The sequence below is a fragment of the Bradyrhizobium sp. GW821-FHT13H05 genome, from assembly GCF_058804065.1.
Map to the genome: position 1 here is coordinate 49986 of NZ_JBXAPO010000013.1, position 16739 is coordinate 66724.

15 protein-coding genes are annotated in these 16739 nt (G+C 63.1%); 7 read left to right on the plus strand and 8 right to left on the minus strand.

What is annotated here, in order from left to right; all coding sequences use genetic code 11:
• The first annotated feature begins 69 nt into the window (after window positions 1-69).
• From AC1RR3_RS29520 to AC1RR3_RS29530, 3 genes are all read left to right on the plus strand, one after another.
• On the plus strand, window positions 70-864 hold the full coding sequence (locus tag AC1RR3_RS29520; RefSeq protein ID WP_492827262.1) for a hypothetical protein: 795 nt from the start codon (window positions 70-72) through the stop codon (window positions 862-864).
• Window positions 865-923: 59 nt separating this feature from the next.
• Entirely contained in the window at window positions 924-1694 is a 771-nt protein-coding gene (locus tag AC1RR3_RS29525; RefSeq protein ID WP_492827264.1) for a hypothetical protein, read from the plus strand.
• A gap of 231 nt (window positions 1695-1925) precedes the next feature.
• The gene (locus tag AC1RR3_RS29530; protein ID WP_492827266.1) at window positions 1926-3548 is read left to right on the plus strand and encodes an ABC-F family ATP-binding cassette domain-containing protein; all 1623 of its coding nucleotides are present in this window, start codon (window positions 1926-1928) and stop codon (window positions 3546-3548) included.
• Between the two features lie 52 nt (window positions 3549-3600).
• On the opposite strand, the gene AC1RR3_RS29535 is transcribed toward AC1RR3_RS29530, so the two are convergent.
• Window positions 3601-5820, minus strand: a complete 2220-nt coding sequence (locus AC1RR3_RS29535) for an alkaline phosphatase family protein (protein ID WP_492827268.1) — start codon at window positions 5818-5820, stop codon at window positions 3601-3603.
• A gap of 256 nt (window positions 5821-6076) precedes the next feature.
• Here AC1RR3_RS29535 and AC1RR3_RS29540 point away from each other — a divergent pair, with 256 nt between their 5' ends.
• The gene (locus tag AC1RR3_RS29540) at window positions 6077-6952 is read left to right on the plus strand and encodes an MBL fold metallo-hydrolase (protein ID WP_492827270.1); all 876 of its coding nucleotides are present in this window, start codon (window positions 6077-6079) and stop codon (window positions 6950-6952) included.
• 43 nt (window positions 6953-6995) lie between these two features.
• Here AC1RR3_RS29540 and AC1RR3_RS29545 read toward each other — a convergent pair whose 3' ends face one another.
• From AC1RR3_RS29545 to AC1RR3_RS29560, 4 genes are all read right to left on the minus strand, one after another.
• Window positions 6996-8087: a type II asparaginase gene (locus AC1RR3_RS29545; protein ID WP_492827272.1), complete on the minus strand. Its 1092-nt coding sequence runs from the start codon at window positions 8085-8087 to the stop codon at window positions 6996-6998.
• 242 nt (window positions 8088-8329) lie between these two features.
• Window positions 8330-8578: a hypothetical protein gene (locus AC1RR3_RS29550; RefSeq protein ID WP_135216116.1), complete on the minus strand. Its 249-nt coding sequence runs from the start codon at window positions 8576-8578 to the stop codon at window positions 8330-8332.
• A gap of 93 nt (window positions 8579-8671) precedes the next feature.
• Complete coding sequence (locus tag AC1RR3_RS29555) at window positions 8672-9547, minus strand: dienelactone hydrolase family protein (RefSeq protein ID WP_492827275.1); 876 nt, start codon at window positions 9545-9547, stop codon at window positions 8672-8674.
• A gap of 25 nt (window positions 9548-9572) precedes the next feature.
• The gene (locus tag AC1RR3_RS29560) at window positions 9573-10535 is read right to left on the minus strand and encodes an alpha/beta hydrolase (RefSeq protein WP_492827277.1); all 963 of its coding nucleotides are present in this window, start codon (window positions 10533-10535) and stop codon (window positions 9573-9575) included.
• A gap of 127 nt (window positions 10536-10662) precedes the next feature.
• Between AC1RR3_RS29560 and AC1RR3_RS29565 the strand changes: the two genes are divergently transcribed.
• The 3 genes from AC1RR3_RS29565 (at window position 10663) to AC1RR3_RS29575 (ending at window position 13952) form a co-directional block, all read left to right on the plus strand.
• Window positions 10663-11340, plus strand: coding sequence for a nitroreductase (locus AC1RR3_RS29565; RefSeq protein ID WP_492827279.1), 678 nt, complete (start codon window positions 10663-10665; stop codon window positions 11338-11340).
• Window positions 11341-11609: 269 nt separating this feature from the next.
• Entirely contained in the window at window positions 11610-13625 is a 2016-nt protein-coding gene (locus tag AC1RR3_RS29570; protein WP_492827281.1) for an FIST N-terminal domain-containing protein, read from the plus strand.
• A gap of 123 nt (window positions 13626-13748) precedes the next feature.
• Window positions 13749-13952: a hypothetical protein gene (locus AC1RR3_RS29575; RefSeq protein ID WP_492827283.1), complete on the plus strand. Its 204-nt coding sequence runs from the start codon at window positions 13749-13751 to the stop codon at window positions 13950-13952.
• A gap of 27 nt (window positions 13953-13979) precedes the next feature.
• Here AC1RR3_RS29575 and AC1RR3_RS29580 read toward each other — a convergent pair whose 3' ends face one another.
• From AC1RR3_RS29580 to AC1RR3_RS29590, 3 genes are read right to left on the minus strand one after another with little or no spacing between them, the layout of a single operon-like run.
• Window positions 13980-15101 (minus strand): HD-GYP domain-containing protein, encoded by a 1122-nt coding sequence (locus AC1RR3_RS29580; RefSeq protein ID WP_492827285.1) that lies wholly within the window; start codon window positions 15099-15101, stop codon window positions 13980-13982.
• Window positions 15102-15151: 50 nt separating this feature from the next.
• A complete protein-coding gene (locus tag AC1RR3_RS29585) occupies window positions 15152-15496 on the minus strand; it encodes a PilZ domain-containing protein (RefSeq protein WP_492827287.1) in 345 nt (114 codons plus the stop codon).
• The gene (locus tag AC1RR3_RS29590) at window positions 15493-16599 is read right to left on the minus strand and encodes a DUF2336 domain-containing protein (RefSeq protein WP_492827289.1); all 1107 of its coding nucleotides are present in this window, start codon (window positions 16597-16599) and stop codon (window positions 15493-15495) included. The genes AC1RR3_RS29585 and AC1RR3_RS29590 overlap by 4 nt, the downstream gene beginning before the upstream one ends.
• Window positions 16600-16739: the final 140 nt, after the last annotated feature.

Consider the following 16739-nt stretch of genomic DNA (forward strand, 5'->3'; position numbering starts at 1 on the left):
GTGTATCGATATGCCCGATACGCCTCCGCGACCTGATTTTTTGATTTTCTCAAATTTGAGGCAAGCGCGATGTCCAACGTTGATAATCTCTACAAGTACTGGGCGCACATCTCCTCCATTCAAAACAACTATTTGCCTCCCCGATTGGTGGGTTCATCGCCTGGCCAGGCTCTGGCGCAAAGCCGCTTCCAGCACACCTTGAGCTCATGGGCCGTCGCCGGCAGGCCGGACAATGACCCAGCAGCATATGAGTATTATCTCATCGAAGTGGACAGCATCCTGTATACCGGCAGAGACGGGGCGTTGAAACTTCTTGAATATGCCTACAACTTCAACATTGTAGATGAATCAAATCAGATCCTGCCGGACGTAGTCCTTCTAGCATATACGCCCGATACGATCGTTGGCGCCACCTCGTACTCGACTTCGATGAACGAGAGTATGTCGGCTAGCGCCGGCTTCTTCGGTACCGACCCGACCGCGACCGTCGGAGATACGGTGTCGTTCGGGCACAGCGTTACGCGGCAAATTCCCGACATTGAAATACGTAGCGAGTGTCTTCGGGAGAACGGGCAAAATGCCGGTTGGGATCTTGCTATCGCACCGCGAGCTCCGGCCCAGGGCGGAACGCTCCAATTTACCGCGCAAATGCTTTATCGCAGGGCGATTGATCCGGCCAAAGGCAACAAGCCAGTATTTGTCCGTATGAATTTCCGCTTGGGAACCGGAACGGCCGATATTTCCGACGACCATAGCCAAGAGGAATTAGGCGCGCACTGGCTGCCATTTCAGGGACACGATGACCCCGGTGACAATGGGCAGGCGTTCACGACTGTCGCCTTGAGCCAGCCGATGCTGCCTTAAGCGTCGGATGTCGCGGGCATAAATGATATTCAGTTCCAGCCTGCCGTAGGAGGGCAGCAATGCCTGTCGTGATTCAACTCGGCGCAGACGGGACAATTAGGGGCATCACGATACCAAGGCCCGGTTGGACCTCGGATACCAAAGGGAATGTTCCTACGACCAATGGTCAGGACCGTCGGCATATCGTGCCTTGGATCATCATCAGAGAAGGCATCATATCCGAACTCAAAAACAAAACCTTACCCGAGGCCAAAGACTATCTTGAGCGTTCCTTCCAAAATTCGGACGCAAGAGTTGGAGCGACATTGGCGGAGATCACGAAAGCGACCTCGGCGTTGGCGAGTGAAAAATTCAATATGGTCGAAAATCTTTTCGCCGGAGACTCCCAAGCCAATCGCGATCTCGGACGCAGAATTGTACACGCCAACCAGCTTTTGGAGAACCGAAACAAGCTGGACTACAAGGATCCCCCAAAAGAGCGATTTCCAGGGATGGATCACGACATTGAGCTATCCAGCCCGGAACTCGTCGTCGACTGGGCATACAACATGAATATCGATTGGATGACGAACGATCATATCATCGCTGGGAAAGAGGCATTTATCGAGTCGCTCAAGCAGAAGGGTACTTTCCTTCATAGTTCGGCGGTGCAGCGTGCCGGGGCCGTGACTGACGCCCAAATAGCCGAAGAAAAAAAGGATGACCAAAGGATGGATGAGTCCGAGGAACATAGTGATCCCGGGCGGATCGACCCTTCCTCCGATCCTAAAGAGGAAGAAATGCCCCCGCTGGAGGATCCCTCCCAGGAGGAGTCGATGGGCGAAGAATAAGACGACCGATGCGCTCTCCAAACTCCATTCTATAGACGCCAGACGAAGAACTGACCCATTTTCGTCGCGGCGTGCGATATCGATTCCGGATGCCTCCAGGCTAATTCCACGTAGCCAGCAAACCCTGCGTCCGGCATGCACTCCGTGCGATGATTGACGCGTTGACGGGCTTCCCCTGACGGCCCGCATGGCCTACTACGCTGCAACGCAAAATTCCCCTGAAAAGGCCTCATGATCCGCCTCGACAACGTCAGCAAGCAAGCCGGCCACCAGATCCTGTTCATCGAAGCCTCCGCCGCCCTCAACAAGGGCGAGAAGATCGGGCTCGTTGGCCCGAACGGTGCCGGCAAGACCACGCTATTCCGGATGATTGCCGGTGAGGAACTGCCCGACGAGGGGCAGGTCTCGACCGATCGCGGCATCACCATCGGCTATTTCAACCAGGACGTCGGCGAGATGTCGGGCCGCAGCGCCGTGGCCGAGGTGATGAACGGCGCAGGGCCTGTCAGCGAGGTCGCGGCCGAGTTGCACCAGCTCGAGGTTGCGATGGCCGACCCTGACAAGGCTGACCAGATGGACGAGATCATCGCGCGCTATGGCGAGGTGCAGCACGCCTTCGAGGAGCTCGACGGCTATGCGCTCGACGGCCGGGCGCGCGAGGCGTTGTCCGGTCTCGGCTTCAGCCAGGAGATGATGGACGGCGACGTCGGCAAGCTCTCGGGCGGCTGGAAGATGCGCGTGGCACTGGCGCGCATCCTGCTGATGCGTCCCGACGTCATGCTGCTCGACGAGCCGAGCAACCATCTCGATCTCGAAAGCCTGATCTGGCTGGAGAAGTTCCTGCACGATTACGAGGGCACGCTGCTGATGACCTCGCATGACCGCGAGTTCATCAACCGCGTGATCTCCAAGGTGATCGAGATCGATAGCGGCTCGCTCACCACCTATACCGGCGATTACGAATTCTACGAGCAGCAGCGGGCGCAGAACGAGAAGCAGCAGCAGGCGCAGTTCGAGCGCCAGCAGGCCATGCTCGCCAAGGAGATCAAGTTCATCGAGCGCTTCAAGGCGCGTGCCTCGCACGCGGCCCAAGTGCAGAGCCGGGTGAAGAAGCTCGACAAGATCGAGCGGGTCGAGCCGCCGCGCCGCCGCCAGAGCATCGCGTTCGATTTTCCGCCGGCGCCGCGCTCGGGCGAGGACGTCGTCGCGCTCAAGAACGTCTACAAGGGTTATGGCAGCAAGCGGATCTATGACGGGCTCGACTTCATGATCCGCCGGAAGGAGCGCTGGTGCGTGATGGGCGTCAACGGCGCCGGCAAGTCGACGCTGCTCAAGCTCATTGCGGGTGCGAGCGAACCCGACGAGGGGACGGTGGCGGTCGGCGGCAGCGTCAAGATGGGCTATTTCGCCCAGCACGCGATGGACCTGCTTGACGGCGAGCGCACCGTGTTCCAGTCGCTGGAAGACCAGTTTCCGACCGCGGGGCAGGGCTCCTTGCGCGCGCTCGCCGGCTGCTTCGGCTTCTCCGGCGACGACGTCGAGAAGCGCTGCCGCGTGCTCTCGGGCGGCGAGAAGGCGCGCCTCGTGATGGCAAAAATGCTGTTCGATCCGCCGAACTTTCTGGTGCTGGACGAGCCGACCAACCATCTTGATCTCGCCACCAAGGAAATGCTGATCACGGCGCTGGCGGATTTCGAGGGCACCATGCTGTTCGTCTCGCATGACCGGCACTTTTTGGCGACGCTGTCGAACCGCGTGCTGGAGCTGACGCCGGAGGGCATCCACCAGTTCGGCGGCGGCTACACCGAATATGTCGCGCGCACCGGACAGGAAGCGCCGGGATTGCGGTCGTAGCCGCGGCTGCAAGCGGGCATGGGCGCTGATCAGCGCCCATGCGTTGGCATCCTCAATCTCGGCGCAGGATCTCGCGCAGCACCTCGCCGTCGACCTGGTGCGGCCTGACGCCGAGAAGCTGCATGATGGTCGGCGCCACGTCGACATTGCGCATGCGGCGGATCGTCGTGTCGCGGATATCAGGGCCGGCGGCAATGAAGGTCGCGCTCATCACCGGCAGTTTGGGATCGTGGCCGTGGGCCCCGTAGAAATTCGGCATCGACAGCGTGGTCGTTGCCGCGTTGAACGGCGCATCGCCGAGGCGGGCGACGCCGGGGCTCTGGATGCCGTCGAAATTGTAGCCGGGCGCCATCAGCGCGAACACGTCGCCAAAGTCCTGGCCGATGGTCTTGCTGGTGCATTGCCCGATGCCGGCCTCGCACTGGAGCGGACGGGTCTCGACCACGGTGAAGAGCCGGCCGCCCTCGAGTGAGCCGTTGAACTTGGGGTTGGGATCGACAGCATTCTTCACGGCATCGGTGATCTGCGTCACCAGCGCCGCGTAGGTGGCGGGATCGACGCTGCCGCCGGATTCGCGTTGCTGGAGGTTGACATAGATGTTGACCGCTGGCCCTGAGGTGCGGATCGCCAGTTTGGTGGTGTCGATGCCGGCATTCTTCAGGATGTTCGCCATGCTGACGGAGCTATGGAACGGCGCGAAGCCATGGTCCGAGACGACGATGATGTTGCTGTCCGGCCCTGCTGCGTCGGCGATGCGCTTCACCGCCTTGTCCGCCGTCTGGTAGGCGAAGCGGATATAGGATGCGTAACGGGCGACCTTGGCGGGGTCCTGGCCCGCGCCGGTCGAGTTCGGGTCCTTCGGGTTGGTGCCCTGGCGGGGATCGGTGAGCAGGAACTGGTGCTCGGAGCCGTCGGGCTGTTCGATATAGACCATGACAAGGTCGGCGTCGGGATTGCTCTTGATCGCGCGCTCGCCGATGTCGGCCTGGTAGCGCACGAAGGTCTTGACCATGTCCTCGAACATCGCCTCGATCTCGACGTCGGGAAAGTTGGTGAAGCCAGGGCTCAGCCGCTCGGGAATGCGGAAGTCGGCCTGCGGCCGCCAGAAACCGATGCTGTTGTTGATGTCGTCGACATCGGCCAGCACCGGCGCGTTGCGCGGGATGAAGTTGGCGCCGTAGCGGGCGAAGCGCACCACCGAAAGATCGGATGCGAGCTGCGAGACGAAATACGCGGCGCCGACCCTGGCTCCGCTGCCATCGAAGAAGAACGGCGCGTTCTCGCCGCCGAATTTTGCGTAGGCAGGGCCGGTCGCCGGCGGGGCGAACGGTCCTGCCGTGATGCCGCGCGTGGTGTCGAAGAATACCAGGGTGTCGTAGTTCACTTTGTTGTCGTTGGTGGTGTCGAGCGCTGCAACCCGGATCGCATATTTCAGGTCTTGGGTTGCCGCGCTGGTGCAGGTCGCAGGTGCGGCCGAGGCGCATGAAAACGTCTCGATCGGCGTCGAGGTTGCCAGCACCGGGCTGAATGAGAAGCGGCCGGCGGCCTGGAGCGCGGTGGCCACCGCCGGATCCGGGGCGAAGTCGGTCTGGGTGAGCGAGAAACCCTGGGCACTCAGGCCGCCGAATGCACCGAATGGCACGGTGTAGTCGGTGATGCGGGTCGGCTGGGCGGGTTGCACAACGGTGCCGTTGATCGAGATGTCGGCGCCGTCGCCGCCGGGCCACGTCGCGGTGACCACCTTCTTGCCTTGCTGGCGCAGCTGCACCCACAGCGGTGAAGCCGTCGGCCGCGACGAAGGTCCAAGCGGGCTCTCGCGATAGCCGCCGATTGGCGCCGCGAAGCCGCTGAGGCTCGACGTGCTCGAGCCGACGATCGCCTGGAACGTGTTCGAGGGAATGTCGTTGTGGACGGCGGTGGAACCGGTGGCGATCTCGATATGCGAGACCGCGGTGAGCGATGGCGACGCCGTGATGTTCTGCACCGCCACCGCACCGCGGCGGCTCAGCCGCGCCAGTCCGCCGTCGCGCGGCAGCACGCCTTCCTCGATGAACTGCTTGATGAAATCGGGCTTTGCACCATCAAGCGAGATGATCACCACCGGCGGCGATCGGCGCCCATGATGGCGGCCCTGATCGTGGTCGCGATCTCGCGCATTATCGGAGCCGCGGTCGCGGCCGTTGTCATCCTGATCGGCACAGGCGGGTGTCGCTGCGCCGGTCAGCGTTGCTGCGAGTGAGATCGAAGATATCAGGAAGAAGAACTTTTTCACGAGACCGCCCTATGCTTTTTGTTGCGCAATCTGTGCGCGTGTATCTCAAGATGACACGGAGATTATCTGATGTGTCCGACGACGCGCGTGTGACGCCTGAGCGACGCATGTGCGTCGTCGAAGAATGCCGTCGCGAGAGTCCCATCGATAGATCTGTCACGCCAGCGAGGGGAACTCGTCGGCGCAAGAAAGAGCTCATGCGCCTTGAACGCTGCGAACTCGTTCGCTACGTTCGAGAAAATTGGGGAGTGAACGTGTGAAGCAGCTCAGGATCGGCGATATCACCATCGATGCGGTGATCGAGCGGGAGGGGCCGTGGCGGCGGCCGCAGGATTTTTTCCCGGCTTATGACGACGGCGTGTTCAAGCGCCATCTGCCGACCATGGAGCCCGAGGTGTTCGACGCCGCGCGCGGCATGATGGTGATCACCTATCAGACCTTTGTGGTGCGCACGCCGCGCTACACCATTCTGGTCGACACCTGCACCGGCGAGGACAAGGGCCATCCGCCGCCGTTCGACTTTCCCGGCAAGGAGCGCTGGCGCAACGAGCTGTTCGCGCTCGGCATCGGCTTCGAGCAGATCGACTATGTGTTCTGCACGCATCTGCACATCGACCACACCGGCTGGAACACGACGCTGCGCGACGGCGGCTGGGTGCCGACGTTTCCGAACGCGAAATACGTCTTCCACAAGGGCGAGTACGCGGCCTGGGAGGCCGAGAACGCCAGAGGTAACAACCCGCCCGGCACCGTCTTCCGCGACAATTGCCTGCCGATCGTCGAGGCGGGCCAGGCGCTGCTGGTGGATGACGACTACGCGCTCGGCGATACCGTCACGCTGACGCCGACGCCGGGGCATTCGCCCTGCCATTGCTGCGTGAACATTTTTTCGAAGGGCCAGCGCGCGGTGGTCGCCGGCGATCTCATGCATCACCAGATCCAGTGCCGCGAGGCGGACTGGTCCGCGAAGCCGGATTGGGATGCCAAGCAGTCGGCGGTGTCGCGGCGAAAGTTTTTTGCTTCCGTCGCCGACACCGACACGCTGATCCTGCCGATCCATTTTCCGGCGCCGACGGTCGGCCTGATCAAGCCGCTCGGCGCCGCCTTTGACTACCGCTTCAAGCGGGAATGAGGTTTTCGGTGGTCAGTCGGGGCTACAGACCTCACGGGATGGTCTAATACGTGTAGAACATCCGCTGGATCTCCTTGCTGTCGGTCGTCTTGGTCAGCGCCAGCATCAGCAAGATGCGCGCCTTCTGGGGGTTGAGCGTATCCGAGACGATGAAGTCGTGTTCGTCGTCCTTGGCTTCGCCATTGCGTGCGACGATGCCGTTGCCGACACGGCTGCTGCGAACGATCGCGACACCCTTCTTGTGGGCCTCGTCGAGAGCCGGCTCGACCGCGGGCCGGGCCAGGCTGCCGTCACCCGCGCCGGCATGCACGATCCCCTTCGCCCCTGCGGCGACAAACGCGTCGATCGCGACCCGGTTCATGTTGGCGTAGCCGTAGACGATGTCGACCTGCGGCAGGGTATCGAGGCTGGAGATGTCAAACTCGGAGTCCGCCGTGTGCCGGCGCGTCGATTGACGATAGAAATACGGCTTGTTTCCCTGCATGTAGCCGAGAAAGCCGAGCTCCGGTGTGCGGAAGGTGTCGGCGGTCGAGGTGTTGTTCTTGGTCACATCGCGCGCCGCGTTGATCTGATCGTTGAGAGCCACGAGCACGCCCTTGCCGACCGCCTCGTCACTGCCTGCGAGGATCACCGCGTTGAAGAGATTGATCGGCCCATCCGCGCTGATCGCTGTCGAGGGCCGCATCGCGCCCACGACGACGACAGGTTTCTTGCTCTTGACGACCAGGTTCAGGAAATAGCTGGTTTCCTCGATCGTATCGGTCCCGTGCGTGATCACGATCCCATCGACGTCGTCCTGGGCGAGGAGCGTGTTGACGCGCTTGGCGAGCTTGAGCCAGTAGTCATTGTTCATGTTCTCGCTGGCGATCTGGAAGACCTGCTCGCCCTTGACGTTTGCGACGGTTTTCAGTTCGGGAACAGCGTTCAGCAGGGTCTCGATGCCCACGGTGGCAGCGGTGTAGCCGACCACGGTGGTGCTGCTCGCCCCGCTGCCGGCGATCGTGCCACCGGTTGCCAGCACCATGACATTGGGCAGACCGGGGCCCCTTGCATGCGCGACGTCAAAACTGATGATCAGCGCGAAGAGCACGCTCATTGTCGCCATCGTGTAGTCACGCACTCGAAACTGCAACATCTCGACCACCCTTTGCTGGAAGATTCGTTGATGCGCCCCGGTTCGCTCAGCACTGCATGATCCGTCAGCCGAGGCCTCCTGTCCAGAGTGGCGGTGCTTTCGGATGATTTGGTTTGGACGCTGGCCTTACGGAAACACACACGCAAATGGCCGGGACATCTGGCGCGAACACGCGCTTCTGCCCGGCCATGACGGAGTTCGTGTGGCGATTGCCTGCCAAAGAAGCAGGAATGCGCGGCGCGTTACGCGCCGACTTCGCACTTCTTCATAAAGCTGTTCTTGGCGGCACCGGCGAGCGGCTTGCCGTCGGCGCTGACGGCCTTGGGCGTGCAGGCGTCCGCCTTGCACTTCTTCATGAACGAGGTCTTGGCAGCACCGGCCAATGCCTTGCCGTCCTTGCCGACCGCCTTGCTCTCGCAGGTGTCGTCCGCCAGGGCCGAGCCCGCTGCAAAGGTGGCAACGATCGCAGCCAGGAAAATTCGCTTCATCATGGGTGTCTCCCTAAACCAAAAGATAGCGCGCGAATTGGAGACCGGAATCGTGGCGCAATCAAGCAGGATCGGCCGGCGCCGTCCGCGTCCGGCTCAATTTTTCCAGCGATCGATGATGGCAATGGCCTTGACGAGCGCGTCGTCCATCGCCGCCTGATTCCCGGGCGCGGACTGCCGCCGGGACGAGGGCTCGTCGAAATCATGGGTGGCGCCGGGATAGACGGTGAGGTCGATCGGGTTGCCCGCCTGCTGCGATCGGTCGGCGACGCGCTGGCAGATCTGCGGCGAGACCTCCTCGTCATCGGCGCCGAGGAACATCGCGATCGGCGCCGTGGTCGAGATGGTCGGCGCGAGCAGCGCGGTCTGTCCGCAGCCCGGATAGAACACCAGCGCGCCGCGATAGCCGGCGGTCTTGTCGCCTTGCAGGATCATCGTGTTCAGCGCAGTACTGCCGCCGTTGGACCAGCCCTGGAGAAAGATCTGGCTGGCGATCACGTCGCCGCGCCCGCGCAGATAGGTGAGGGTACCCTCGGCATCGCGTGGCCGCACCGTCAGTTCGTTGACGTCGGCACGGTCAGGGTCGTCATGGGTGAAACGGCCGAAGCCGTACGCCTTGCCGCGTGGGCCAAAGCTGTCCGGGAGCAAGGCGAGGTAACCGTGCGCCGACCAGTATTCGCCCCACATCACGTGACGCCTGGACAGGGTGGTGGCGTTGCAAGGCGAGGCGATCCCGGCACCCACAAAGGTGCAGTCGGAATTGTCGTAGCTGGAATAGGGGCCGCCGCGGCCATGCAGCATGACGATGGCCGGCCAGGGGCCCGGTGTCGCTGGCTGGAACAAATAGCCGACCAGCGCGGTGCGGTTGTCGGCGCTGCGAAAATACACCGTCTGCGGCGCGGCGGAGGCGGCCGCGCCCGACAGCAGCAAGGTGGCGAGGCCGACGAAGAGACGGATGAGGTGATGTGGCAAGTCAGCCCGGCCTCGTCGCAACGGGTCAGGCCCCGCGCGTCAGCAATGCCTTGAAGTCGGCGCGTGCGCGCTGCGCCTCCGCGCGCGCGACCTCGGAGGCCTCGCCAAGGCCGAAATAGCCATGGATCAGGCCGGCGCCTTCGTGGTGCTTGACCCGCACGCCGGCGGCCTCCAACGCCCTTGCATAGGCCGTGCCCTCATCGCGCAGGGGATCGAACCAGGCGGTGGTCACGATCGCGGGCGCGAGGCCTTTGAGCGATGCGGCGCGCAGCGGCGAGACCCGCCAGTCGGCGGCGTCCCTGGGGTCGGCGAGATAGTGGCCGCAAAACCATTCCATCGTGGCACGCGTCAGGAAATAGCCGTCGGCATTCTCGGCGCGCGATGGAAAGCGTGCGTTCTCGCCCGCGTCCGCATAGAGGCCGACGACGTCGGTGACGGGATAGACCAGCAGTTGCGCGGCAAGGGTGATGCCGGCGTCGCGGCAGGCGATCGCGGTGGCGGCTGCGAGATTGCCGCCGGCGCTGTCGCCGGCAATTCCGAGGCGCTTTGCGTCGCCGCCAAATTCCGCGACGCGGGTGAAGATCTCACGCGTTGCGGCAAAGGCGTCCTCGAAGGCGCCGGGAAACCGCGTTTCGGGCGGACGGCGATAGTCGACGGAGACGACGACCGCGCCGGTCTCGATCACGAGGTTGCGCGCCTGCCGGTCGTGGGTCTCGAGATCGCCCGCGACCCAGCCGCCGCCATGGAAGAACACGACGGTCGGCGCGGGATTTTTGCCGATGCGATAGACACGGGCATCGAGCGGACCGGCGCCGCCCCCGACCTTGATATCCTCGACGGTATCGACCGGCGGGGGCGGCACGGCGGCGCGTGCGGCAGCCAGTGCGCGCAAGGAATCGCGGGCGCTCTGTGGCGTCATCGTCGCGGGATCACGCAGCGGCAGCAGCGGAATGATCTGGGCGATGACGGGATCGAGCGGTGCTGGCATTTGCTTAAGTCCTCGCTGGGTTCTTGGTCTTGCTTGCGGGTTAGCATAGATTTTGCGCGCCGCATCGGCAACCGCTCACGCGTTACAATTGCAGTGCTGCGGGATGAACGAGCAGGGAGGTCTTGAGGTGGAATTCGAAACGCTGGTCCAGTCGCGCCGCAGCGTGCGCGGTTTCAAGCAGCAGGCGGTGCCGCGCGCCGTGGTCGAGGCGATCATCGAGAGTGCCAAGCGTGCGCCGTCGTCGATGAACACCCAGCCCTGGCATGTCCACGTGCTCACAGGCAGCCCGCTGGAAGAGTTGCGCCGTCGCAACATGGAGGAGATGGTCGGCGGCGCCAAGGTCAAGCGCGACATCATCAGTCATGGCGAGTACCAGGGCGTGCATCGCACGCGGCAGGTCGATATCGCCAAGAAGCTGTTCGGCGCGATGGGGATCGCGCGCGACGACAAGCCGATGCGCCAGGACTGGGTGCTGCGCGGCTTTCGCCAGTTCGACGCGCCGGTCTCGCTGGTGCTGACCTATGACCGCGTGCTCGATCCCGGCGCGGTCTGCCATTTCGATCTCGGCGCGCTCTGCTACGGCATCGTGCTGGCGGCCTGGGACCGCGGCCTCGGCTCGGTCATCAACGGGCAGGGCATCATGCGCTCCGACATCGTGCGCGAGGTTGCGAAGATTCCGGAGGACGAGGTCATCATGACCTGCGTCGCGATGGGCTATCCGGACGACGACTTTGCTGCAAACGCGGTGCGCTCGGATCGCGAGGCGAATGGCGACTTCGTACGCTTCGTCGGATTCGCCGATTAGTGCACGCGAGCGTGCATGCGTTGGCGATGCGGGATCGCGCCGAGTCCGCTGCATGTCGCCGGCGTGATGTCGCCGTGTGGATTTGATCCAGATCAAAAGCACTGACGCGATCGGTATCATGAGCCCGCGAAACGATGCGACGCCGTAGTCCTACGGTGCGTATTCGCCGCGCATACGCTGGCGCGCGGCGTATTTCCTAACCGAATGGCAATTTCAAATCCGTAACTCATTCCTTTGAGACGCGTCGCGCGTCGAACAAGGATATTGCCATGCTCTCGTTTTTTTCCCAGGCAAGTCATAAGCAGCCCGCTCCGTCGATCGTTCCGGACGTTCGCGAGGAAGCGCCGGCTGTTCGCGAAGCGTGCGCCATCCGGGTGCTGGAGAGCGACGACCGGTTGCAAAATATTTCCGAGGGCGACTTCGTCGTGGCGGGCGCGCGGTCGCCGCTCGTGCTCGCATTCATTTCGCCGCACTGCGATTTCGCGCGCGTGGCAGCGTCATTGCAGAGACTGGCGGGTTCGACGCCGGTGATCGCGATGTCGACTGCGGGCGAGCTGTGCTCGGCGGGCCAGTCGCTCTACAAGCCGGCGGGATCGAGCTGGTCGTCCGTGGTCGTGCAAATCTTCCCGGCCGATCTGTTCCAGTCCATCAGCATCCACAGCGTTCGGCTCCACAATGACGACATCCGCAAGGGCGAACCGTCCAAGGCGCATGATGCGCGCATCGAGGCCATCACGCGCGAGGTCGCCGCGATCAGGACGCCTTTTGCGATCGACGTGCGCGATACGATCGCTTTCGCACTCGTGGACGGCGTGTCGGCGTCGGAGAACTATTTCATGGAGGCTGTCTACAGGAGCGGCAAGTTTCCGTGCGCCTTCGTCGGAGGATCCGCCGGCGGCAAGCTCGACTTCAAGCACACCCATCTCTACGACGGTCGGCAGGTGCTCGAAAATCACGCCCTGATCGTCTTCATGAAGCTGGCGCCGGGCCGGGCCTACAGCATCTTCAAGACGCAGAACTTCAAGAAGACCGGAAAATCCTTCGTTGTGATGGACGCCAATCCGGATCGGCGTACCGCCTCGGGCGTGATGGAGGGGAGCGAGATCAAGCCGTTCGCCTCTGTGGTGGCGAAGGCCCTGAACACCACGCCGGCGAACCTGATGTCGATGATGACGAAGCACTCCTTCGGCATCGAGGTCGGCGGAGACCTGTTCGTGCGCTCGGTCGCAAGCATCGATGCGGACAGCGGCGTCGTGTCCTTCTTCTGCGACGTCAATTCGGGCGACAAGCTCGAGCTGCTGGAAGCCACCGACTTCGTCGACCAGACGCGGCGCGACCTCGACACCTTCCTGCGCGGCAAGCCGCCGGCGATCGGCGCGATTCTCAATGACTGCATCCTGCGCCGCCTCAACAACGAGACTCAGCTCCGCAACATGAGCGGGATGTGGCCGATGCCGGTCGCAGGGTTTTCCACCTTCGGGGAGCTGTTCGGGATCAACATCAACCAGACGCTGACCGCGATCGTGTTCTTCGACGTCAGGGAAAAGCCGCTGAACGATCCCTTCATCGAGACGTTCCCGATCCACTACGCGCATTTCGTCGAATATTTCACGCGCACCCATCTCAACCGCATGGTGCTGCTGAACCGGATCAAGGACGGCATCGTCCATCGCCTGACCGAATATCTGAGCGCCAGCGCCACGCTGAGCGGAAAGGTCGAGGGCGCGCTGCACCAGACCGCATCGATCAACGCGATCGTGGAGGAGATCCGCTCCGTCATCATGACGAGCGCGCAATCGGCGGCGAAAGCGACCGACACGACCGCCTTGTCGCAGGAGTTCGCGGGCCTCACCGAGGCCATGAACGGGCTGCGGGAGATCCTGAAGATCATCGATACGATCGCCGGCCAGACCAATCTGCTGGCGCTCAACGCGACCATCGAATCGGCGCGGGCGGGCGAAGCGGGCCGGGGGTTCTCCGTGGTCGCGACCGAGGTGAAGAAGCTCGCGAACGACACCAAAAGCAGCCTTACGCGCACCCATGCCTCGATCGGAGGCATGGAAACGTCGCTCGAGTCGCTCGGAGCCAATATCAACGACACCCGGGGCCAGCTGATCCAGACCCAGGAGGGCTACAACAGCATCGTGACGCAGATCGAGGAGATGTTCAAGAATCTTCAGATGATCAACACCGTGCTGTCGGACCTCGAGAGCTTCGTGCGCGATCGCAACGGGGCGTTGACCAGCGCCATGAACGACATCGAGACGCTCAAGCGGATCGGGTAGGGCACAGAGCCTGCCGGTTCGCAAATTTCGGTGACGACCTCCCAGTTGGGGCTTGCAATCTCGTCGCGCTAGCAGGAACAATACGCCTTGTGAAAGGTTTGTTGCTGGCGCGAGGGAATTGGCATGCGGCGGCTGGCTAGCCTGGTTCGATGGTTCTTCGGCCCGCGTGTGCGGCGCCCGATCGATGATGATCCCAGTCTTCCCTTCACACCCGACGAGTTCGGCAGGCTGATCCGCAGCGGCAGACGCGAGGACATGAAGCTGCTCGCCGAAGGTCTGGCCTGCCGCTCGATTCCACGCAGGGCCAAATACCGGGCCACGCATTAAGGCCCGTGTTCGCGATGGCGGCCACGCTCACCGCGTGAGCGCCACCTGCTTGAACGAGGCGACCAGCGCCTTCTCCAGCTTTCCAGTCATGCCGCAGAGAATGTTGTAGGCGTCCACGCGCGGCATCGTCGGCTTGTAGTGGCGATGCTCGATCAGCGCCGCGAAGATGTCCGAGATCGTGAGAATCCGCACGGTATCGCCAATGCTCCCGGCGCAGAGCGCATCCGGATAGCCGCTGCCGTCGAGATATTCGTGGTGATGGCGCACGGCATCGAGGATTTCGGGTGAGATCTTGTCGTGCCCCTTCAGGAAGTCATAGCCCGCGGCCGGATGAGTCCCGATCATCGCACGTTCCTCGGGATCGAGGCGGCCGGGCTTGTCGAGGATGGCGAGCGGGATCCGGGCCTTGCCGATGTCGTGGAACATGGCGGCCGAGTAGAGCCGCTCCAGGTCGGTTTGGCCAATGCCGAGGCTGAGGCCGAAGTCGATGGCGACGCCGGTCACCAGCAGGCAGTGCTGATAGGTTCCCTCATGGTGGCGCCGCACCGTCGTGAGCCATTCGGACAGGCCATGCTGGGTGATGCGGTCGGCAATCCGGCGGCCGGCCTCCCTTGTGGCGTCGACATCGAGCGGCTGGCCGAGCGTGACGGCGGTGAACATCGATGCGATGGCGGTCGCGGCGGTTTCGACCGCGTTGTCGGGCTGCGCCGGGGCGCCTGGTGAGGCCGACACCGGGGCGGCGGTATCGGACAGCGCCGCCAGCAGTTTGATCCGGTTGACGACCCCTGGAAGCACGAGCGTCGCGCCGAGCGCGTAGGCCTGGGATATCCCGACGTGGGAGGTGTGCTCGAGGAGGAAGATCCGCTTCCTGGCTTTGGCCAGCCTGCCGGCCCGCTTCTTGATCGCCGCGATGTTGTCGACATCGCGCAAATCCGCGCGGATGACGATGGCGGACGGCACCTGCGCCAGCTTGGCGTCGGCGTCGAGCCGCTCGCCTGCAACGGTAAAGCGCTCCTCGAGGATCGCGCAGAGCCCCGACAATTTGTCAGAGGAATCTGCCAGCACATGCACGGAGGAGCGCGCGGCCTCCGCCTCTCGAAGGCGGCCGTCGCGATTGACGGAGCTTGGTATGGTTCGCGCGTTCTGCACGGGTTGACCTGAGTTCCAGTGATGTCCAAGGCCTGGAATGAAGTCTCGGATTATCTGTTTTGAGCAGAGCCTTGCGCAAAGCCTTGCGCGGTGGCCGCCGGTGCGCTGGCCGGCCTCTTCCTGCCGTCCGACGTGATGAAGTGGACGCCGGCCGTGGTGCCGTCGATCCACACCAGTTCACAGCGTCGATAGGCGAGGCCCGTCGACGACAGCACCAGGAAGAATTCCTTGGCCTGGAGCACGTCGAGCGTACCCTCGACCTCGACCTTCGCGCCGGACTGCGACACGTCGAGCAGGACGCAGCTGCGTCGCCAGGTGCCGTCCGATCCCATCAGGTTGACTGCTTGCTTGTGGTCCATCTTCACGCGAGAGGCTTTGCGGCCGTCGAACTTCATCGGTTAACCCCCATTTTGGCGCCGCGATTTCCCTGATCGCTTGTGTTGGCGCTTGCTGCGATTTCCCCCCAGCGCACTGTCCATTGGCTGGTCGACAAAAGAAGTGTCTCGAAGATGTGTTGCGCCCGTTCGCGCTCTGCGAAAGAGAGCCGCGCGCCGCTGCGGTTGCTCAGGATCGCGAGCGTGGTCGGCCAGTTCAGCCGCGACGCGCGGCAGGCCATGACGAGGCCCTCGCAATCGTCGTCGGTCATGACGTGTTCGACGATCTCGATCGGAGCGCCCGACAGCACCGACAAGGCGGTGAACAGATTGGCCGTCTCGCCGCGGATCGCGAAGCGGTTCACGGTGGAGTCGTTGAGCTTGCCGACGCGGTTGAGGGCAACGATCTCAGGCCTCGCATTCGCGTAAGCCGCCGCGCAGGGCAGCTGCGGCGGAGCAGATACGGCTGCTTGCGCCGCCGGAGCGGCGGAGGCGTTGGGCTTGGCCGGCGCCTTGGGGCTGGGCGAGGCGGCGAGCAGCTTCCGCACGACCTGGTCGGGCGTGCCGGGCCGCAGCGTCAGTGCCTTCACGATCTCGCTGTCTTCGCCGGACCTCGCGATCAGCGCAGCGTAGGCCGCCTCGGAGAACCTGGCTCCCGGGTTGTTGATCAGGGCAAGGCAGATCGGTCCGCCACGGTTGATCAACGCTTCCGTCACGACCGGCTCAACGCTGTCGCGCGCGGCGATCGCGCGTTGCTGCCGCTCGCCACAGGAGGCCGCGACGATCGCCAGATCGGACGCCGGGAGTGACTGCGAATTCAGCAGGACAGGACAGGCCACCTCCGGATCGTCGTGCGAGGCAAGACGCCGCAGCGTCTCCCGCGGAGCGACTGGGAGCGCGGCAAGCGCGGTGCCGAGTTCAATCAGCGCACCGACCTCGACCCGTTCCGTCAATCGCAGCAGAACGCCGTCGACCACACCGGCAAGCAGTTCCTGGGATCGGTCGCGGCTGCCGGCGAGCAGCTGCAAAATGCCGTCGAGGATACGTGCACAACGGTCCAGCGGACACGTTGCGACCGCGTCCTCCAATTCAACCAGAATATGGGCAGGCGAATTTGCCATCATGGCAGGAGCCTGAATTTAAAATGACTTCAACTATCGAACGGCTTCATTGCGTCCCAGAGGCGTTAATTTGAAATTTAGACTTGGACCCTTCGGGTATCAGTGCACCGCCTGCTGCACTGGAAACGTTATCGAAATTTGGC